Origin of the sequence: Neobacillus bataviensis LMG 21833 (assembly GCF_000307875.1) — a bacterium.
Taxonomy (GTDB): Bacteria; Bacillota; Bacilli; order Bacillales; family Cytobacillaceae; genus Neobacillus; species Neobacillus bataviensis.
In genome coordinates this window covers 27,596-48,952 of the sequence record NZ_AJLS01000115.1, presented here as the reverse complement: position 1 = coordinate 48,952, position 21,357 = coordinate 27,596, and the positions used below count along the sequence as shown (strand labels likewise).

Annotated in this window: 18 protein-coding genes; 16 read left to right on the top strand and 2 right to left on the bottom strand. The window is 38.6% G+C overall.

Annotated features, from left to right (window positions below):
• Positions 1-31: 31 nt before the first annotated feature.
• From BABA_RS14940 to BABA_RS14905, 8 genes are all read left to right on the top strand, one after another.
• Entirely contained in the window at positions 32-316 is a 285-nt protein-coding gene (locus tag BABA_RS14940; RefSeq protein WP_007086042.1) for a hypothetical protein, read from the top strand.
• Positions 313-3,849, top strand: coding sequence for a CgeB family protein (locus BABA_RS14935; protein WP_007086041.1), 3,537 nt, complete (start codon positions 313-315; stop codon positions 3,847-3,849). The genes BABA_RS14940 and BABA_RS14935 overlap by 4 nt, the downstream gene beginning before the upstream one ends.
• 12 nt (positions 3,850-3,861) lie before the next feature.
• Positions 3,862-4,866: a glycosyltransferase family 4 protein gene (locus BABA_RS14930; RefSeq protein WP_007086040.1), complete on the top strand. Its 1,005-nt coding sequence runs from the start codon at positions 3,862-3,864 to the stop codon at positions 4,864-4,866.
• Between the two features lie 66 nt (positions 4,867-4,932).
• A complete protein-coding gene (locus BABA_RS14925; protein ID WP_007086039.1) occupies positions 4,933-7,644 on the top strand; it encodes a heparinase II/III family protein in 2,712 nt (903 codons plus the stop codon).
• A 21-nt stretch (positions 7,645-7,665) separates the two neighbouring features.
• Positions 7,666-8,943: a nucleotide sugar dehydrogenase gene (locus tag BABA_RS14920; RefSeq protein ID WP_007086038.1), complete on the top strand. Its 1,278-nt coding sequence runs from the start codon at positions 7,666-7,668 to the stop codon at positions 8,941-8,943.
• The gene (locus BABA_RS14915) at positions 8,940-9,743 is read left to right on the top strand and encodes an ABC transporter permease (protein ID WP_007086037.1); all 804 of its coding nucleotides are present in this window, start codon (positions 8,940-8,942) and stop codon (positions 9,741-9,743) included. The genes BABA_RS14920 and BABA_RS14915 overlap by 4 nt, the downstream gene beginning before the upstream one ends.
• 15 nt (positions 9,744-9,758) lie before the next feature.
• Positions 9,759-11,384, top strand: a complete 1,626-nt coding sequence (gene tagH / locus BABA_RS14910; protein ID WP_007086036.1) for a teichoic acids export ABC transporter ATP-binding subunit TagH — start codon at positions 9,759-9,761, stop codon at positions 11,382-11,384.
• A gap of 164 nt (positions 11,385-11,548) precedes the next feature.
• On the top strand, positions 11,549-12,298 hold the full coding sequence (locus tag BABA_RS14905) for a DUF6270 domain-containing protein (RefSeq protein WP_007086035.1): 750 nt from the start codon (positions 11,549-11,551) through the stop codon (positions 12,296-12,298).
• A 25-nt stretch (positions 12,299-12,323) separates the two neighbouring features.
• On the opposite strand, the gene BABA_RS14900 is transcribed toward BABA_RS14905, so the two are convergent.
• Positions 12,324-14,000 carry a right-handed parallel beta-helix repeat-containing protein gene (locus BABA_RS14900; protein WP_007086034.1) on the bottom strand — a complete coding sequence of 559 codons (1,677 nt, stop codon included), beginning with the start codon at positions 13,998-14,000 and terminating at the stop codon, positions 12,324-12,326.
• A gap of 264 nt (positions 14,001-14,264) precedes the next feature.
• Between BABA_RS14900 and BABA_RS14895 the strand changes: the two genes are divergently transcribed.
• The 4 genes from BABA_RS14895 to BABA_RS27360 all read left to right on the top strand — a co-directional run bounded on the left by BABA_RS14895 (position 14,265) and on the right by BABA_RS27360 (position 16,575).
• Entirely contained in the window at positions 14,265-14,627 is a 363-nt protein-coding gene (locus tag BABA_RS14895) for a hypothetical protein (protein WP_007086033.1), read from the top strand.
• Between the two features lie 80 nt (positions 14,628-14,707).
• Positions 14,708-14,980 carry a hypothetical protein gene (locus BABA_RS14890; RefSeq protein ID WP_007086032.1) on the top strand — a complete coding sequence of 91 codons (273 nt, stop codon included), beginning with the start codon at positions 14,708-14,710 and terminating at the stop codon, positions 14,978-14,980.
• 157 nt (positions 14,981-15,137) lie between these two features.
• Positions 15,138-16,301 (top strand): non-hydrolyzing UDP-N-acetylglucosamine 2-epimerase, encoded by a 1,164-nt coding sequence (gene wecB / locus BABA_RS14885; protein WP_007086031.1) that lies wholly within the window; start codon positions 15,138-15,140, stop codon positions 16,299-16,301.
• 118 nt (positions 16,302-16,419) lie between these two features.
• Positions 16,420-16,575 (top strand): YwzD family small protein, encoded by a 156-nt coding sequence (locus BABA_RS27360; protein WP_157273202.1) that lies wholly within the window; start codon positions 16,420-16,422, stop codon positions 16,573-16,575.
• 117 nt (positions 16,576-16,692) lie between these two features.
• Here the strand turns inward: BABA_RS27360 and BABA_RS14880 are convergent, their stop codons facing one another.
• Positions 16,693-17,487, bottom strand: a complete 795-nt coding sequence (locus BABA_RS14880; RefSeq protein WP_157273201.1) for an SGNH/GDSL hydrolase family protein — start codon at positions 17,485-17,487, stop codon at positions 16,693-16,695.
• A 254-nt stretch (positions 17,488-17,741) separates the two neighbouring features.
• On the opposite strand from BABA_RS14880, the gene BABA_RS14875 reads away from it, so the two are divergent.
• The 4 genes from BABA_RS14875 (at position 17,742) to galU (ending at position 21,355) form a co-directional block, all read left to right on the top strand.
• Positions 17,742-18,497, top strand: coding sequence for a YveK family protein (locus BABA_RS14875; protein WP_007086029.1), 756 nt, complete (start codon positions 17,742-17,744; stop codon positions 18,495-18,497).
• Positions 18,487-19,191 carry a CpsD/CapB family tyrosine-protein kinase gene (locus BABA_RS14870; protein ID WP_007086028.1) on the top strand — a complete coding sequence of 235 codons (705 nt, stop codon included), beginning with the start codon at positions 18,487-18,489 and terminating at the stop codon, positions 19,189-19,191. The genes BABA_RS14875 and BABA_RS14870 overlap by 11 nt, the downstream gene beginning before the upstream one ends.
• Positions 19,192-19,301: 110 nt before the next feature.
• A complete protein-coding gene (locus tag BABA_RS14865; protein ID WP_007086027.1) occupies positions 19,302-20,066 on the top strand; it encodes a tyrosine-protein phosphatase in 765 nt (254 codons plus the stop codon).
• A gap of 386 nt (positions 20,067-20,452) precedes the next feature.
• A complete protein-coding gene (galU, locus tag BABA_RS14860; protein WP_007086026.1) occupies positions 20,453-21,355 on the top strand; it encodes a UTP--glucose-1-phosphate uridylyltransferase GalU in 903 nt (300 codons plus the stop codon).
• Positions 21,356-21,357 lie beyond the last annotated feature (2 nt).

Below are 21,357 nucleotides of genomic sequence, written 5' to 3'. Positions count from 1 at the left end.
ATGATCGGAAGAATAAAAGGAGGACTATACAGTGGTTGATGGCAAAAGGAAAGCCCAAGAAACCTTTATGTTAGAGCAGGAAAATCAAAGGCTGCAAACTGAGATTGAGCTGCTAAAAAAAGAGCTGCGAGTACAATTAGATACGCGTGAAGCAGAATTACACGATTATGAAAAACTCCAAAGAAAATATCAGGCATTAGAAAAACGATATAACTCTATTAGAAATTCGGTTCTGGGGAAATTGACCGTTAAATACTGGGAAATACGAAAGAACATAGGTAATAAAGCGAATGTAAAAGGAGTAAAGAATACATGATTAGTAGTATTAGCAAAAAGGTGGAACAAATAAATAAAACGAGAACATGGTTGAATCAAACCCAGATGACACAATTTGAAAGAAAAACAGTGGAGGAAATTGGGAGCTCAGGCTGGTATAAACAAGCAAATGCTCCTATTACATTCGATCAGGAAACGAACACCTTTTATTCGGAACTGCCAAAAGGCAAACATATCTATTTATCGTATAAAGAACAGAATACAAAGTTTTCGATCAGCCCGGAACATGCTGATTTAAACCTACAAACAGGAGAAACCTACCGTGTTTCAATCAAAGGGCAAAAGGACAAGGATGTTTCGATTTCATTATTTGCGATCTTTTTTCAAAATGGTAATCGAGTTGTGGATCAAGTCATTCCTTTTAATGAGGAAATGAAAATGACCATACCCAATGGAATCAACGGAGTCCGCCTGGCAGTGAAAATAGCAGGAAGTGGGACATTTAAAATCGATGCGATTCAAATTGGAGATATCGTTGTTTGGGGACAAGACTCTGTCGAAAAGGCTTCATTTTCACGTATTGAACATACGAATTGGTATATGCCGGTTGAAAAAAATGTATCTTTTAATCGCGACAATTCTTCCTTTTATATTGATTTAGAAAAGGGCAAACATATCTACTTACCACATAAGGAAGCAAATAGTGCTTTTTCCGGAACTCCCCAAAACCCTATTGCAATAACAGAAGACGGAACATTCCGAATTCTATTTGAGGGGCAAAAAGATGCTCAGCTTGATGTGAAGCTATTTGTCGTTTTTTATAACGAAAACAATGAAAAAATCGATACACATCAAGTAGATCTGAACCATAAAAGATTGATTATGCCTGATCAAGAAGCGAAAAATATCAGGCTAGCTATTAGAGTTCAGGGAACTGGGACATTGACGCTTTCCACTGTTGCCATTTCTGGAGTAGGCTACTGGCTTCCAAATAAATTGAAAGCAGCTATTTCAAGCTTTCCTAAGTTTGATTATGTTTTTAACATCGATAAATCCAATCTTTATGGTTTATTTCAAGATAATAAAATCTTGGTACATAGTGAAGCCAATTGTTTTGAATCCAAGCTTGAGGCCAAACAATATCGTTATTTATCGTATTTGGATGACAGCGAATTAAATGAAAGGCCAAATGAAACATTATTGGTGCCTAAGGTAAAGCATTATTATGAAATTCATCCGACTGCAGAAACTTACGGGAATGTGAACCTTGAACTATTTATCCATTGCTATAAAAACGGGAAAAGGATCAGTCTGAAACAAGTTCCGTTTCATCAGCTGTCAATCATCAGCTTTAGTGCAGATGTGACAGATGTTAAATTCGCTTTGAGGGTAAACGGAACGGGGTTATTTCAAGAGGTAAGTGTTCACTTGAATGAGAAAAAGATTGAAATCACCAATGAAGTAACGGTTGAGCTGAATAAGGAAAATTGGTTTCCTTCAAACAAATTGCTCACTCTACAAGATCAAGAAGACGGATTACTGATAGATTCAACTGCTGGCGATAAAAGAGGCTATGCTTCTTATAAGGAGAAAAACAATAGTTATAGCATCCCGCCTATTTCACACCTGTTGTCGATAAAAAAGGACGCAGTATATGAAGTGGTCCTAAATGCAACGGTTCCAGAAGATGTACAGTTCATACCGATGGTAGTGGAGTATATGGGTGAATTGAAGGGGGAAGTCTACCAATTCCGGTTAAACACGGAAAATACGTTCAGATTTCATCCTGAAACAACGGATATCCGTCTTGCCTTAAGAATTGGCGGAACAGGCAAAATAAAATTAGAACAGTTTACAATCAAAGAAATGATGGTACAGCCAGACACAGACCGCAGGAAATTTGTAAGCAATCGTGAACCGTATGAATTGCAGCTGGTGAAGCCAAAGCCACTTAAAAAGTTAAAGATGGCTGTGATCTTTGATGTGTTCACTACTGCCTCTTTTGCAGAAGAATGTGAGTTAATCACCTTTACTCCTACTAATTGGCTTGAAACATTAACGAGTAATAAACCAGATTTACTGATGGTTGAATCTGCATGGGTTGGGAATGGCGGCAGCTGGAACAAACTTGTAGGCTATTATGGCGAAGAGAATATGAAGCCATTGTTTAGCTTGATCAAATGGTGTAATGAGAACAATATTCCGACTGTTTTTTGGAACAAGGAAGACCCAGTTCATTTTAATCGTTTTATTAAAACAGCCGTCAAGTTTGATTATATCTTTACGACAGATGAAAGGATGATACCAAACTATAAAGAACTTGCAGGGCATGAACAAGTTTACGCCTTACCTTTTGCTGCGCAGCCTGCCATTCACAACCCCATCAAAATTGTAGATGAGCGGGAAAACAAGGCATGCTTCGCTGGATCCTATTATCGTCATCATGAGGATCGTGCAAGAGATATGGATCGGGTGTTAAATTGTGCTGCGAAATATGGCTTAGATATTTATGACCGGAATTATGAGAAAAACTTAAAAGGCCTCATGCCAAATCATATGTTCCCTGAGCGATTTAATGAAAATATCAAGGGAAGTCTAAAGTATTATGAAATCGATAAAGCCTATAAAGGCTATAAAGTGATGATCAATGTCAACACCGTAAAGGACTCACCAACGATGTTCTCCCGCCGGGTATTCGAGGGTCTTGCTTGCGGGACACCGACGATCAGTACCTATGCGAAGGGGGTTGAAGTGATATTTGGCGATTTGATCAATATTTCGGAAAACGAGCAGGAAATTGACCAGGCCTTTCGTGTCTTGCTGAACGATGAAAAAGAGTACAGACAGAAATCGATGCTGGGAATTCGTGAGGTACTTAGCAAACACACGTATACAGAAAGATTGAAATTTATTTGTGAGATGGTCGGACTGCCTGTCACCTATCAGCTTCCAAAAGTAACGGTTATTGCACTCATTCATTCTAAACAGGAGTTCTTTAGAGTGCTGGAACAGTTTACTAGCCAACAGTATGAGTCTAAAGAGCTTTATATGTTAGTAGATACATTTGATGGTTACCTTGAGTTATTCCGTAAATATAATACGAAATCGGTTAAAACCTTCATTAGGAGCTACATGCATAAATATCAAAATATGTTGGAATGGATTGATACACCGTATATGACTTATTTTGATATCCATGATTATTACGGAGAACATTATTTGTCGGATTTGATGCTGGCAACAACCTTTACAGATAGCGATTTTATCGGAAAAAGTACCTATTACGAATACGATGCGAAAGTCCAATCTTTACGTGAACAAAATCATCATCATGAGTATGAATTTGTAACGTCGTTAAGACCTGCTGCAGCCATTGTGAAGACAGAAGTGTTTTCGAAGGAATCCCTTGAAACGGTTCTGGAAAAAGTAGAAAACGGTTCTGATTTTGCTTCCTACTTAAAATATGGAAAGCAGCTGTTTAGTAATGACAAATACAATTATGTATCCAATGCGTTTAAAAACAACGACAAACAGCAAATTGATAGGGAAATGATCAAACAAATTCAAATATGAGGCTTGATATAAATGAGTAAAGTGAAAATGGTTTTTGCAGGACACGATTTAAAATTTGCGCAATTGATTATTGACTATTTAGAGAAAACGAATCGTTTCGACATTCGCTTGGATCAATGGGCGGGTCATCATGTTCATGATGAGAAGTCCAGCAAAGAGTACCTCGATTGGGCAGATATCATTGTTTGTGAGTGGGGGCTAGGGAATGCGGTTTGGTATTCCGCCCACAAACGTCCGCATCAAAAACTAATCGTCCGGATGCACAGGCAAGAATTAGATACAGCGTATCCGCAGCAATTTACGATGGAGAATATGGATGCCTTGATTGCCATCTCTCCATATGTATATGAGGAATTTTATCGTGTCTTTAAACTTCCTCGTGAAAAGACACACATGATTTACAACGTGTTGGATGCGAAAAAGTTAGACAAGCCCAAAACAGCAGAATCAAATTTCCACTTGGGAATCATTGGGATCGCTCCAAAGATGAAACGGCTAGATGTGGCCTTGGATGTTTTAGAAGCATTATGGGCTAAAGATAAGCGTTATAAGCTGTTTGTGAAGGGAAAGCTGCCGCAGGAATATCCTTGGCTTTGGAAAAAAGATGAGGAAAGAGACTATTATGAAGAGCAATTCCACAGAATCGAACAAGCTCCTTGGAAGAATGCTGTTGCTTTTGATGGATTTGGCGAGGTTGATGAGTGGCTGCAAAAGATCGGTTTTGTTCTTTCCACAAGTGATTTTGAAAGCTTTCATTTAGCACCAAGTGAAGGGATGGCGTCCGGTGCGATTCCATTAATTTTAAAATGGGATGGCAGCGACACGATCTATAACCAAGAGATCCTACTCGAAAATACGAATGCCATTGTCAATCGTGTTCTGGAATTCAATGAAATGGGTGCTAAACAAAAGGAAGAGGTCCGTCAAAAAGCAAAAAGCTTTGTCAATCAGCGATTCGATATCGAAAAAATCGGCAAAGAATGGGTAGATTTAATCGAAGAATTATTATCCAAATAACTGGAAAAGGGGGTTGCAGGTAACATCCTATTATTCTAGTAAAATGATCAAAGGAGGAGGGTAGTTGTGAATATATTTATTCCTTCCTATTTAACTGCCGAAAGGTTGAATGCCATTCTTCAAGCTCTCCCGAAAAGCAGAAACAAGGATTCTTTACTTTCAGCAAACAACATGGTGGAAAATAACGCGTATACGCTGCCACCGTTTGGAGTCGTTACATTTCCAACAGTAATGAACTGGAATGATCAACGTTCCCGCAGTTTTGAACGACTTTTACATGGCTTTACCTTTTTAGGCTGCCTTACGGATGCTTTTCAAACAACGGAAGACACGAAGTATATCGATAAAGGGATGGAATTAATCAATGACTGGCTGGACAAGCATTCCTATAAAAAGAATAAAGAAACAATGGCCTATCACGACGAAACCACAGCCATTCGTCTGCAGTATTTCTTAAGGTTTTACATTTTTGCCAGAAACATCATATCAGTTAAAGACCTTAAGAAACTTGAAACAAGAATGTGGGAAACTGCGGCATTACTGGCTGATGAGGATTTCCATTCCACAAATACAAACCATGGAATGTTCCAGGATATCTCGCTTTTACTGTTTTCTATTTACTTCAATGATAAAAAGAATCGTATTTGCCAAAAGTATATTGATCTGGCTGTTACCCGTTTAAAGGACTATTTCTTCGACGTGTATACAAAGGATGGAGTTCATAAGGAACACTCGCCTAACTATCATATGCTTGTTGCCTCAAATATGAAGAAGTTACTATTCTGGCTCGACGAAATCAATCCAGACATCAGCCATGAATTTTTTCTACTATTTAACAAATCTGAGGAATATTCTACCCATATTATTCGTCCAGATGGGACGTTCCCGCCGATGTGTGATACGGAGGCAATGCCTGTTAGCAATTCAAGCTACGCCAAACTATATGATAGTGAATCCTATAAATATGCCGTCTCCTCAGGTAAACAAGGTAGGCAGCCAAAGGAGAATGTGAAGGTTTTCCCAAAGGCAGGATATGCGATTTTTCGCGATGATTGGGCAAAAAAAGACAAGGCCACGTATGTATTGTTTTCAGCTGCTTATCATGCCAATTATCACAAGCACAGTGATGACTTGAATTTGACCATCTTTTCCGGCGGCGAAATTATAACGGAAGCTGGACCCAATGGATATAATTATCAGGATCCTTTTACCAAATACGCCTATTCTTCATTTGCTCATAATACGTTAATTGTAGATGGTAAAGGGTTGCCGCGCACGGATGGCCAATACGACAAGGTTCATTTCACAGACTATTATACAGCAGATGATGTTAGTGAAGTGACAGGTGTGAATAAGCGCTTTGAAGGTGTAGAGCATCAACGGAATGTCAAATTCAATCATCAAAGTAATGCTGTCCTAGTGAACGATTACGTGACATCGGACAACAAACACGAATACAAGCTTCTATGGCACGTAGCACCTGAAATAAAGGTTCATCTAAGAGATCGAATAGTAGAGCTATTTCGCCAGGATGAAAAAGTAATGGAAATAGAGATAACCACTTCGACTCCGATTAGCATTCGGTCTGTGAAAGGACAAACAGAGCCAAGCATTTTAGGATGGAAGTTTCCGAAAATGGAAGCAAAGGAAATGCTGACAACGTTGGAAGTAGATATAAGCGGTGACAACATTCAATGTACGACAGAATTTAGATTAGTTGAGTTCAATGTACCGGTTCGAAAACAGGCGCCGTTTGCGATGGAAAAGGAATTCCCTTCGTTTAGAAGCTTGCGGTACCATTTTGAATCTGCTACATCTGAAAGTCATAAAGATCAATTATTTGTTATTTTCTCTGCCCTAGGACCAAAGTATAGCTATTTATATAACTATATGAATACATTGAAAGATTTACCGGTGAACAAGCTCTTTATTCTCGACGATTTTGGCGACCAAGGTTCCTATTATTTGGGGAAAAATAGAGATTTTAGTATCGAGACATCCGTGATTTCTCTCATCCACTATATCATGAGGCAGAATAAGATTTTATCTGAAAATGTTACCGCACTTGGATCATCAAAAGGTGGATTTACAGCCCTTTATTATGGCATTAAGTATTATTTTGGCCATGTCATTGCGGGAGGGCCACAAAGTAAACTGGGATCTTTCTTATTGGAGCAAGCCAATCACCCAAACATTGCTGAATATATTGCGGGTGGCTCAGCGGAATCAGATGGGTATTTCTTGGATGGAATGTTGTTACATGTCCTGAATCAGCCATGCGATGTTTCGCCAGATATTCATCTATTTGTCGGCAAAGAGGATCACCACTATAAGAATCATGTTTTACCTTTACATACTATATTGGTCAACAGAGGGTATAAAGTAGATTTAAAAACTTCTGACGGAGTGAACCATGATGAATTGAAAATCTATTTCCCTTATTATTTGTTAGGCAAAGCGAAGCAAATTCTAGGCATTCCATTAGATGGGAAAACGGATGTGCTGCCGCAAGAAACACCGCTAAAGATCATGAAGGTTTCCATATCTTCTGAAGATAGAAAAAATATTAAAGTGGAATCTGTCACAAGCGGTGTAGGGCTTACATTTGCCTATTATGTTTATAAAGATAATGAAGTCATTAAAAGATATTCCTATACAAGAAATGCAGCGCTAGAACACGAGGTAGATTCGAGCGGTGAGTATTTTGTGAGAGTGTATGTAAGAGATAAATTTGGCGGGCAGACGGCAAAGAATACAACAAAAATGATCATAAAATAAAAAAAAGGTAAGGTGTTCAGAATGAAACTTTGTACAATTGGTCTAGGATATATTGGTCTTCCAACTTCCATCATGTTTGCAAAACATAATGTAGACGTAGTAGGTGTTGATGTTAAGCCGGAAGTCATTGCTTCATTAAATGGCGGTCACATTCACATTGAAGAGCCTGGGTTACAGGAAGCATTGGAAGAAGTACTAGCAAAAGGGACATTTAGAGCATCATTAACAGCAGAAGAAGCGGATGCATTTATTATTTCGGTGCCAACACCGAACCATGATGATGTATATAAATCATGTGACCTTAGCTACGTATTGAGCGGTGTAAAATCGGTTCTTCCACATGTGAAAAAGGGGAATGTAATCATTGTTGAATCTACGATTGCCCCAAGAAGTATGGATGATCATGTAAAACCACTCGTGGAAGAAGCAGGTTTGGTTATTGGGAAGGATGTCTTCCTTGTTCATTGTCCTGAGCGGGTTCTGCCAGGCCAAATTCTCCATGAATTAATTTATAACAACCGTATTGTCGGCGGTGTTACCCCAGAATGTACGGAAGCGGGTGCGATGGTTTACAGCACATTCGTTAAAGGTGAAATTATTAAAACAAACGCAAGAACAGCTGAAATGTCAAAGTTAATGGAAAATACGTTCCGTGATGTAAACATCGCCTTAGCGAACGAATTAACAAAAGTATGTAACGAATTAGAAATTAACACACTTGATGTGATTGAAATGGCGAACAAGCATCCACGTGTGAATCTTCATACACCGGGACCAGGGGTGGGAGGCCATTGCTTAGCAGTTGACCCATACTTTATTGTCGCGAAAGCACCGGAACAAGCGAAAATCATTAATCTAGCAAGAACAACGAATACGTCCATGCCTGAGTTTGTGGTAGAAAACATCCATACATTGATGGAGAATGTAAGTGGGAAAACCGTTACAGTATTTGGTTTAACCTATAAAGGAAATGTAGACGATATTCGTGAAAGCCCAGCAATGGAGATTTTCCATATGTTAAAAACAGAAGGAAAATACGACGTGCGTGCTCATGATCCACACGTTAAGGAAGATTTTGTTATTGAAGATATAAACGAGGCTGTAGCCGGATCTGATTTAATCGTTGTCTTAACAGATCACAACGAATTTAGAGAATTACAAGCATACGAACTTCAAGGGATGGCAAATAAAAGAATCTTTGATACAAAAAATATCGTAAAAAGGGTTCCATCTGATGTTGAATACTTGAATTTCGGTAATTTATATGAAGCAACGAAGAAGGAAGCTCTCACCGTATGAAATTTGTCTTACAAATAATAAATGAACAAGTGAAAAATGTTCACCTTATCATTAGACTGGCCATCTATGATATGAAAAGCCGATATCAATTACACTATTTAGGGTGGTTTTGGCAATTTTTAAACCCAGCCCTTCAAATAGCGTTGTATTGGTTTGTGTTTGGCTTTGGAATCAGAAAGGGATCTCCGGTAGGAGACACTCCTTTTCTGGTTTGGCTTTTACTAGGATTAATTCCATGGTTTTTTATAGCGCCTTCCATATTACAAGGGTCTAATAGTATTTATAATAGAGTGAATTTAGTTTCAAAAATGAAATTTCCAGTCAGTAGTTTACCAACAACTAGTCTGGTTACAAATAGCTTTAATTTTTTTACGATGATGTTGATCCTAGTGGTTTTATTGGTAGTGAATAAAATTAACGCGGGGCTTTATCTGCTCCAGCTTCCGTATTATTTACTTTGTTTGTATGCCTTTCTATTTGCTGTCAGTTTATTATTTTCTACGATCTCGATTATTTTTCGAGATTTTCAGCTCATCCTTCAATCAGGTATAAGAATGGTATTTTTTCTCCTGCCAATTGTATGGAAAATGGATAATCTGCCAGCCTTCTATGTGAATATCCTAAAGTTAAATCCGATCTTTTACTTGATTGAGGGATTTAGAGATACCTTTTTAGGCGGCAGATGGTTCTTTACTGACGTAACCTATACGGCTTATTTTTGGAGTATGACGCTATTTATATTATTCCTTGGTTCTTTTATGCATGTTAAATTTCGTACTAAATTTGTAGATTATATTTAATCGGAGGCTTATTTAATGAAGCCAAAAGTTATTTTTAAAAATGTAGCAAAAACCTATACTCTTTATGAGGGTAAATTTGATAAATTAGTAGATTTGGTTGCATCGAAAAAGAAAAAGAATAAAACCTTCTATGCGCTTAGCGATATCTCATTTGAAGTGTATGAAGGAGAGACGATTGGAATTATCGGTGTAAATGGATCTGGGAAATCAACACTGTCTAATTTATTAGCGCAGGTGATGCCGGCTACATCCGGCGAGATCACCATTAATGGTGAGACATCGCTCATTGCCATTTCCGCGGGATTGAATATTAACCTGACAGGTTTAGATAATATCGAATTAAAATGCCTGATGCATGGTTTATCGAAAGAAAGCATTGAAGAAATCACACCGAAAATCATGGAATTTGCTGATATCGGCGATTTCATTAGGCAGCCGGTAAAGAACTATTCAAGTGGGATGAAGTCGAGATTAGGTTTTGCGATATCTGTTCATACGGATCCCGATATTCTCATTATTGACGAAGCTCTTTCCGTTGGAGATGAAACATTTTATGAAAAATGTTTAACGAAAATGGAGGAGTTCAAGAAACAGGGAAAGACCATTTTCTTTATTAGCCATTCCATCTCACAAGTGCGGTCTTTCTGTGATAAAGCGATGTGGCTGCATCACGGGAAAGTCCAGAGTTACGGAGGGATTGGAAAGGTAATAAGGGAATATAAGGAATATATTTCCTGGTACCGAGGTCTTAATGCGGACGAACAGAAAAAATATAAAAGAGAAATGATGGCCAAACAATTCATTCCTTCTGATAAGAGTGACAGCATAGAAGGTGCTTCATTAGAGTTACAAGGCGAGTCTGAAAAAAAGAAGAAAAAGGATTCTAGTGGTCTGGGGAAAAATGCTATTTTAACCGTATTATTTCTCTGTTTGCTGGTTAGTGCTTATATGATGGTGCAAGATGGTGTAGATCCGGCTGCAACGATCGCCGCAAAAGTAGAGAAGCCGGTCAAGGTGAAGAAAACCTCGCAGCCCGTTCAAAAAGAAGGTAGGCCTATCCATCAGGAAGGGTTTATCAACGAAAATAATAGTGCGCTATTTAAAGAGGTTGAACAAAAAAATCCCCTTTTATCGTTAGATTTTTCTAAAAAAGTAATGGTGTTAGAAGAAGTGGGTCAACTTTTTAAAGTCCAATTAGATGACGGTACGATCGGGTATACCGATCAAAAGAATATAACCCTCGCTAACCATGTAGATGATACGAAAAGTGTGAAAATGAGCGGGATATTACCCATCACCCCAACTGTTTTCAGCCATTCGTATCAATTTTATTTAGCCTATATTAATGCAAAAGAAGAGAATATTAAACATGATTTGCGTGGACTATCGAATGAAATGGGACAAAACCCCAATGAGAAGCTCCTTGAGTATAAGGACAGGAACGTTCTCTATCGTATCCATAACGGGGAGTCTACAGCCATTATTGTAACTGGAATAGATACAAGTTCCCCGGAATTTCATTCGTTAAGTGGGAATGCGATTCTGAAAGATCAAGAAGGAAACATGGGACTTGTTGTGACGGAGAAAAATCGGATTATTTACAATAAATCAGATGAATCGTTAACCATTGAAACGAAATAACTACTTTTTTCGCGAGTTCATTTGTTTTATCGGCGAATTTCTTCAGTTTATCGGCGGATTTTCAATTATATCGGCGAATCGCACCACTTTATCGGCGAATTTTTAATTATATCGGCGAATCGAAAAAATGAAACATCTATACGTTTAAAGGAGGATTTCAGGCGGTGAAAGTAGATATTTTTGGAAGCTGTGTGACACGAGATGCCTTTGCATGGGAAAACCCTTTTACGATTAATCGCTATTTTGCCCGTACATCCATGATAAGTCAGTATTCTAAGGCGCTGAATATGAAGGAAGAGGACATACACCTGCCATCTAAATTTCAACAAAGAATGGTCTATAATGATTTGCAGAAAATGTTCAGGAGATATATACAGAATCCAACTTCAGATTATTTAATAATAGATTTAATAGATGAAAGAATGAATCTCATAAAAGTAAAACAAGGTCCGTATATTACAAGGTCTACGGAACTTGTAAATGCAAAACTGAAAGTAGATCAAGCAGCAGTTCTGAAACGGCTTCATCTGCCAGAACATTTGTGGTTTGATAAAGCGGCCTTATTTATCGATGATGTGAAAAAGAAATTTGACCGGAATCAAATCATTTTGCATAAGGTGTTCTGGCAGGAGAAATATAGGACCGCTGCCGGAGAGCTGAAGGAATTTGAAAATAGGAAAGAAATTAGGGAGAATAACGAGTTATTACATACCTATTATTCTTTTATGGAAGACCATATGGACGGGATTCATGTGATCGACCTTAATGGAAAGTACTATGGTGATGAAACACATCGTTGGGGAAAATCGCCATTTCATTTTGAAGAAGAATATTATAAAGATTTTCTGCAACAGCTGCATGCTATCATAGATTTAAAAGATAATAGAAAAATGGTAAGACAGAAAACCGAGTAAGAAATGTACTCGGCTCTCTGTCTTTTTATTTGTTTATAGTTCCAATAAAGTTCTTCGAAACAAGAGGCTGCTGTTTCATTGAAAAGTCTACCATTGTATTATTATTCAATACACTTGAATGGGCTTTAAGAGGGAATTCGGAAAAAATAAAATAAAACGGCTGCCCCATAGAATTCCTGTTTGCAAGCTTAATATCGTTATCGATGACCTGCAGGTTTTGGATCTGGTTCGACCTGGTTCCTTCAACATCCAAAAACGTAATGAATGATTCTGAAATGTCTAATGCCTTATTCCGTTCAATTTGCAGGACTCTGCTGGTTAAATCATAAGACCGTTTGATCGAAAGGAAGTTTTTTGCATTAAAGTTCTCAATACTTTTGGGCAGATTGTTTTTTGTTGCGATTTGCGGGACATTATTCCCACTGACTGATTCGTTGTCGACAATGGACGCATTTCTTCCGTTCGCTAAAATGATGGCTGAACCCTTAAAATACCCTAGAAATTTATTTTGTTTAATGGTTACATTGGCACTTCGTATATTGACCCCATAATTGAGATTCGCTAATATGTTTCCTCTAAATACAGTAAAGTTGGCTGTAGAATGTGTCCCAATCCCGTACTGTGTATCTTCTGTTAAATAGTGCAGCCCTAATTCATTTTTACCGCCGCCATAGACGGTATTAAATTCCACGGTGCTGAAATAATCCGGATATTGTCCAGATACGTCAATACCTCGTCTAGAACCCGTTATTCGATTATCTTGAATCGTGGAATAGGAGCTGCCGTATGATTGAATTCCGTACCCGCTGTACTTATCATTCGCCTCAGTGACTTCGGAATTCTCTACTTTCGTCCGATAGCTGCTCACAACATGGATTCCAACAGCAGTAGAATGGCCGACGTTTATTCTATTAATGGAACTATTGGATCCATATTCTAGTTTGATCCCTATTGTCCGGTCGTTAGAAGGGTTGCGGACAATATTGATTTTCTCCATCGTTATATGGATCGGATCGATTACTTTTACCTGAATATCCTCTTTTTGTGGGTCATAGGCGTCCCAAATACCTTCTGCAAGAATAGCTTCGGATTTAGTAACTCCGATCATTTTATGAAGTTCGCCTTTGTGCAAATTCTCTGTGCCTGTTCGAGGCTCGAAATACCAAGGAGTGTTACTCTCGATTAACAAAAGGTCATTTGAATCTACATCTTTTATATTTGGAAGATTGATCTGACTATCTCTTGTCCTTAGAGCAGTATCAATCCTTGCCGAACTTTTCACTTTACCAGAAAAGTAAAGAACAGGCTCATTTTTTTTATTACTTCCCATTAATATAGTGGCATTCTTTTGCCCGTTAGTGGTAATAGTGAGATCCTTTGTAATCTTAATGGTCTCCGTAACGAGATACGTTTTAGAAGAATCGAAGACAATATTACCGCCAGCTTTAACGTGGTCTATGGCCTTTAGAATAGCTTTTGTATCATCGTGTCTCCCATCGCCTAGAGCGCCAAAATCACTGACGTTTATGAAAGAATAAGTCTGCTTTTCAACCTGTTGTTCTTTCTTTTGGCTGCTTGTTGTCACGTCGTCGCTTTTCGGTTCATGATTGGTCCAATTGGTGATGAATAACATTACTCCAAGAATAAGCACAATAAGGAAAATAACGATCCTTGTTCTTTTGGAAAATTTAGTAAAACTCAAGGTTTTCCCCCTGACAACTCTGAAAAATATTGTAGTAAAAAGGTAACTTTTTTATCCAATAAATGATTGGACTCTACTTATTGTAGAATAGTGAAACCTTTAATTCTACTGATAAAAGCCCTAATTAATCCCCATTTAAAGTAACCCTCTGCCATCACTAGATGCTAATGAACCATTTTTATGTAATTTATGGGAACTGTAAACTTTACTACCCTTTGTGTATAATTTTGTTTAACTATTTGTTCACCGAGGGAGGAATTTAAAATGAAGACAAAGTTATTTACCTTATTCATCGTCACGTTATTGTTAATCACCGGGTGTGGTAAGGACGCTGCTAAAGAAGAATCAGATCAAGGCTCTAAAGGAAAGGGGCCGAAAATAGAAAAAGTTGAGATTAATAAAGAGGATTCGAAGAACTTTTCTGTAAAGGCAACTACAGAAGGGAAGGAATTAACATATGCCTATTATGTTTATTTAGATAACAAGTTACTTAAGAAGTTCCCTTACAAGGAGAACGTGGATTTAAACTATAAGATTAGTGAACCAGGTGTGTACAAAGTAAGAGTTTTTGTTAAGGATAAAAAAGGGAATATTAATGCAGAAACGACAGAGCCAGTAAGAATGTAAGGTTTTGCCCTGACTAATATAACAATCTGTTTTGTATATATGAGATAATATAGTTATATTGTCAGGGGGGAATACTATCTATGATTCATGTAAGCAGTTTTGTGAGATTTAAAGAAGCGATGTGCATTTCTTTGGAAGTATCTTCGGATGGTAAGTACTTTCCATTGAAGGAATGGGTACAATCAATCCCAAATGATGCCGGGCTTAGCAGCTTTGAGCTAACGCCAGAGCTTGAAGAAAGTGTAAGAAGCTGTATAGACGAGTTTAAAAAAACAAAAACGTATTTTTGGCTGAGAGAAGATTTTAAAACTATACTATACGATGTGGAATTACAGCTAAATAAAAAAGCATAGTAAAAAGACATTGCAGATTGGGACCATTCGCCAATCTGCTTTGTCTTTTTACGTTTTTAGTAGGTACTATTTTCTATTAGGTAATACCCTTGAGATACTATCCTCATTATTATAAACTTTGGTAGATTCATTAATACATAGAAGAGGAGCTCCTGAAATGAAAGAAAAACTAAAGGTTATGACCGTGTTTGGAACCAGGCCAGAAGCAATCAAAATGGCTCCACTCGTAAAAGAATTAGAGAAAAATAGTGATAAAATCGAATCGATTGTTACGGTTACCGCGCAGCATCGTGAAATGCTTGACCAAGTACTACATATTTTTGACATTGTTCCTGATTTTGACCTGAATATTATGAAAGCAAGACAATCATTAATAGATGTAACGACACGTGGTTTAGAGGGACTAAATGATGTGTTTCAGAAAGTAAAGCCAGATATAGTCTTGGTGCATGGTGATACAACGACGACGTTTATTGCCGGCTTAGCAGCCTTCTATAACTCTATTATGATTGGGCATGTTGAGGCTGGGTTGCGTACATGGAATAAGTACTCACCTTATCCAGAAGAAATGAATCGACAGCTTACAGGTATCTTAGCGGATCTTCACTTTTCCCCAACCAGCCAATCTAAAGATAACTTGTTAACCGAAAATAAAAAGGAAGAAACGATCTTTATTACAGGAAATACAGCCATTGATGCTTTAAAGACCACTGTCAAAGGTAATTATTCACACCCTGTTTTAGAAAAAATAGGTGATGACAGATTAGTATTAATGACGGCTCATAGACGTGAAAATCTAGGGCAGCCAATGGAAAATATGTTTAATGCCATCAGACGTCTTGTGGAAAAACATGAAGATATTCAAGTCGTATACCCTGTTCATATGAACCCGGTTGTTCGGGAGATTGCGAATCGAGTGCTTGGGGAAAACAACCGAATTCATTTAATTGAGCCACTTGATGTCATCGATTTTCATAATTTTGCATCAAAGGCATATTTAATCTTAACTGACTCAGGTGGTGTTCAAGAAGAAGCGCCGTCACTAGGAGTTCCTGTATTAGTATTAAGAGATACAACAGAGCGTCCAGAGGGTGTTTCAGCAGGTACGCTAAAGTTGGCTGGAACAGAAGAAGAAACGATCTTCAATCTTGCGGATGAACTCTTAACAGATCGTGAAGCGCATGATCGAATGGCCAAGTCTTCCAATCCATATGGTGACGGCCATGCGTCTAGAAGAATTGTCGATGCCATTCTTTATCATTTTGGTGATCAAGAGGAAAGACCTATGGATCTTGGGGAAGCTATTGTAATTGGTGCCTGACACCCGCTTTGACAATATTCGCATAATTTCTACAACTAAAAACTGGAAATGTATTTACAATCACCGGATCTTCTAGTAGAATATGTAACTAGTATACATAGGAGGGAGATTTAGGAACTTGGAGCGCAATGCTAAAGGAAATAGCTCGAATCACGCTGATTTTTCGGAGATTGTGAAAAAGGCGTATGATAAGGGCGTAAATGAAACAGAAATAACGGTGGAAAAATTGCTTGAGGACATAAAAGCAGACTTAAGACAACTGGTTGTCTGTTAAATATATATAGATTCGAAAGGCTGTTAGGGGCATGCTCCTAACAGCCTTTTTTGTGTTTAAAGCGGGGGCGGTTCTTCTGCCTCAGCCGCAGGTGAAGCAGAAGAACCGCCCCCTGCCTCACTTACTGATCAAGAAGTCAACCACATAGTCGCTCCAAACCTTGATGCCTTTTTCGCTGGGAGCATCATTGTCAGGCGCAAGGTAGTCTTTTATCTCCTCGCTGTTGGGATCCGGCCAGGCGATCCAGTGGTCGAGATAGGCAATGTTGCTTTTCGCAGCGTAGGTTTTTAGCTCGTCTGTTTGCTTTGGATAAGTCTTTGCTTTGTAAAGCGGATAGGAGGGCTGCAGAATAAAGGTGGTCTCCGGATTCGCAACCTTACTTTGGATGATGATTTTTGTGATATCATTCAAGGTTTTATCCATCCCGACTACACCATTATTCGTCAATATAAACGGCTCCAGTACAATCAGATCCGCCTTCGCAGCGGCAATTTCTGCATCTTGCTTGCTGTTGATGAGTTGGGTAGTGGTGGTCGTAAAGGTCTTAAGGTCGACTTGAATGTGCTTCTCCCCAAAAGCTCCCATTAGTTTCTCCTGAATAATCGGGTAGGTGTCCTTGATGGCCGGCGAACCGACAAATAGAACCTTAAATGGCTGCTTCTCATTCAACGTTTCCTGAAAACGAGCGCTGGCAGTCTCTGGCCAATTCTTTGTCAATCCAAGCAAATCCTGATCGCTTGTATCGTCCATTTTCTCAACATCGGCAGTGGCAGGTGAATGTGCAGGAGATTTCCCTTTAGCCGATGCTTCCAGTTGTTGATTCCAATGGGATTGACCGAGATAGAGCACAATAATGAATACGACAGCTAATAGTGCCGTTAGAATTTTTTGCATAGCGTATATGACCCCCATGAACATAGTGCATTTCTATTATAGCAAACAATATTAGAAAATTTGTCCATATTCGATGGATCTCTACAATTAATTACAAAAAGTCGCACAAATGGGAGTAGGGAAATGCTGACAATTTCCGGATTTCCCTTCAAATTTTTGTAAAAAGGGTGTTTAATAGATGGAGTAGAAATTAATTAGACAGAATAACTAATAACATGACAATATATGATATAATAAACATTGGCTTTTTAGCAATATTTTAGGAGGACAAAATGGAAGAGACTATAAGTTTAAAAGAGTTGTTTGAGACATTGAAAAAACGATTACTGTTAATCGTGTCGATAACGTTAATTGCTGCCATTGTCAGTGGAGTCGTCAGTTTCTTTTTCTTAACCCCGATTTACCAAGCTTCAACGCAAATTCTTGTGAACCAAAAGAAAAGTGATCAATCGATGTACAGCCCAGGCGATGTTCAAACAAACCTTCAATTGATTAGTACCTACAATGCCATTATTACAAGCCCGAGGATTTTAGATATCGTGGCGGAAAATCCAGATATAAACATGACAGTTGCGCAATTAAAAAGCAAGATTACCGTAGGAAGCGAGAAGGATTCCCAAGTGGTCAACTTGTCTGTTCAGGATCCTAACGCTAAAATGGCAGCGAAAATTGCCAACGAGACAGCAGAAGTCTTTAAAGATGAAATACCAAAAATTATGAATACGAATGTCGAAAATGTCAGTATCTTAGCAAAAGCGGATGTATCAGAAAACCCAGCCCCGATTAAGCCAAGACCATTATTGAACGTAGCGATTGCGATTGTAGTTGGATTAATGGCAGGTGTCGGATTGGCATTTTTACTTGAGTATTTCAATAACACCATCAAAAACGAACAAGATGTGGAGAAACTTCTTGGTCTGCCGATTTTAGGTGTCATCGCAACGATTGAGGATCAGAAGCTAGAAGATATAAAAGCTCGTCGTGCTGCACGAAATACAAAGGTAAGAGGTGAGACACTTGGCTCTTAAGAAGAAGAAAACACCAATAAGTAAAGACTCAAGTCGAAAGTTAATCACGTCAATTGCACCGAAGTCACCGATCTCGGAGCAATTCCGGACGATTCGGACGAATATCCAATATTCTTCTATAGATAAAGAAATAAGAACCATCATGATTAGCTCTTCAGGACCTGGTGAAGGGAAATCAACGACAGCAGCAAATCTAGCGGTGACGTTTGCGCAGCTGGGTAAAAAGGTTCTATTAGTAGATGCTGACCTTCGGAAGCCGACCGTTCACCATACGTTTGGCCTGAATAACCTATTTGGGTTTACAACCGTATTAACAAAGCAAAGAACGCTGGACAAAACTGTTCTTGAAACAGAAGAAGAGGATTTATATATTTTGACAAGTGGGCCGATTCCGCCAAATCCGGCAGAATTGTTAAGCTCCAAATCGATGGAACAATTTATTATAGAAGCAAAAGAACAATTCGATTATGTGTTGTTCGATACACCGCCATTGTTAGCGGTAGCGGATCCACAGATTGTGGCTAATCAATGCGATGGTTCGGTTTTGGTTGTCTATAGTGAAAGGACAGAAATCGACCAGGCGAAGAAGAGTAAGGAATTGCTCGAAAATGCTCAGAGTAAGCTGCTTGGCGTGGTGTTAAACCATAAAGAAGTTAAAAATGGGGACTATTACTATTATTACGGGTCCAAATAACTAGTATTCGACAAATATTGACAAAAGGCGCCCTTTACTGATGCTGCCGACGATGGTACCATTAAGATTGTCATAGAAATTTAACAATTTTCGGGAAAAAGGTGTTGCTTATGATCGATTTACATTGTCACATTTTGCCTGGTATTGATGATGGGGCAAAGGATATGTCAGAAAGCATCATGATGGCGCGAAAGGCTGTAGAGCAGGGGATTGATACCATTGTCGCCACGCCGCATCATTTGAATAATCAATATGAAAATCCGAAGCAAGAGATTATCGATAGAGTTAGTGAGTTAAATAAGATTTTACTAGAAGAAAAGATTGATCTAAATGTGCTTCCTGGTCAGGAAGTGCGAATCCATGGCGAAATGATCGAGGGCTTTGAAGCAGGGGAAATTCAACCAATTGATGGAACGCAATATGTATTGGTGGAGTTTTCCTCAAGTCATGTACCGCGCTACACGGAAAGGCTATTTTATGATCTGCAGATGAAAGGCCTTATTCCGGTGATTGTGCATCCCGAACGAAATCAGGAGATCATTGAAAATCCTGAAATCCTGTATCAGTTTGTGAAAAAGGGAGCATTAACACAAGTCACGGCAGCCAGCATTTGCGGTGATTTTGGAAAAAAAATCAAGACCTTTTCGCAGCAATTAATCGAAGCAAGTCTGACACATTTTATTGCTTCTGATGCACATAATCTGACGAATCGGACGTTTAAAATGCGAGAAGCATATAGTCAGGTCCAGGAAAAGTACGGGAATGATATGATTTATATGTTTCAAGAAAATGCGGCATTAGTGATCCAAGGCAATCATGTTTATAAAGAAGTGCCGGAGCGAGTGAAAAAGAAAAAGCTCTTTGGGATCTTTTAGGGAAGTTGTTTCAGAGTCCTATACTCTTATTATCGACAGGTTCATGCTGTTCGTTTAATCATTTTTATAAAAAAGCCGACTAAGGCTATCGAAACACTAGAATGAACCATATTGTTTGTCAGGTGTAGCTGCCTGAATCGGCGAGGCTTCCCTGTCCGTTATCCATGGGGGCACTCGATCATGCTGTGGGTCCTTGCGCATTTGAACAGGGACCTTAGACGCGGGTCGTCAGGGGTATGATGTGAGGGCGGGTTAAATGCCCGATTTAAAAAATGTAATAAATATCTAATGAAAGAATAAGTGTAATAGCACTTGCAATTCCATTAGATATTTATTTTTTTCAGAGAATGCTTAGATTTACGAAAAAGATAGAGGGGGAACGAGAATTGAAAAGGGTAAGAAAAGCGATTATCCCTGCTGCTGGTCTTGGGACAAGGTTTTTACCAGCAACCAAAGCGATGCCAAAGGAAATGCTTCCGATTGTCGATAAGCCGACGATTCAATACATAGTGGAAGAAGCAGTCGCATCCGGAATAGAAGACATTATTATAGTAACGGGTAAAACAAAGCGAGCGATTGAAGATCACTTTGATAACGCTTATGAGTTGGAGCAAAATTTATTATCAAAAGGAAAGTTAGATGTACTAGACAAAGTCCAATATTCATCTAATCTAGCAAACATTCATTATATTCGTCAAAAGGAGCCAAAAGGTCTTGGACATGCCGTTTGGTGTGCACGAAACTTTATTGGCAATGAACCATTTGCTGTGCTTTTAGGGGATGACATTGTCCAAAGTGAGACACCTTGCCTACGGCAATTGATTGATCAGTATGAAGAAACCTATTCATCTATCATTGGTGTTCAGACAGTGCCAAACGAAGAGACCCATCGATATGGGATTGTGGAACCTTCGGTTCAAGAAGGTCGAAGATATCAGGTTCAAAACTTCGTGGAGAAGCCAAAGCCTGGTACGGCCCCATCCAATCTTGCAATTATGGGGCGCTATATATTAACACCTGAGATCTTTATGTTCCTTGATGAACAGGAAAAAGGTGCCGGTGGGGAAATTCAATTGACTGATGCGATTCAGAAATTGAATCAAATTCAACGAGTATTTGCTTATGATTTTGAAGGGAAACGATATGATGTCGGTGAGAAATTCGGATTTGTGAAGACAACCATTGAATTTGCACTACAACAAGAGGATATTAAACATGACTTGTTGACATTTCTTGAAAAACTGGTAAAACAATCAATGTCAAATGTTGGGTCACAAAGAAGGGAGTAAGA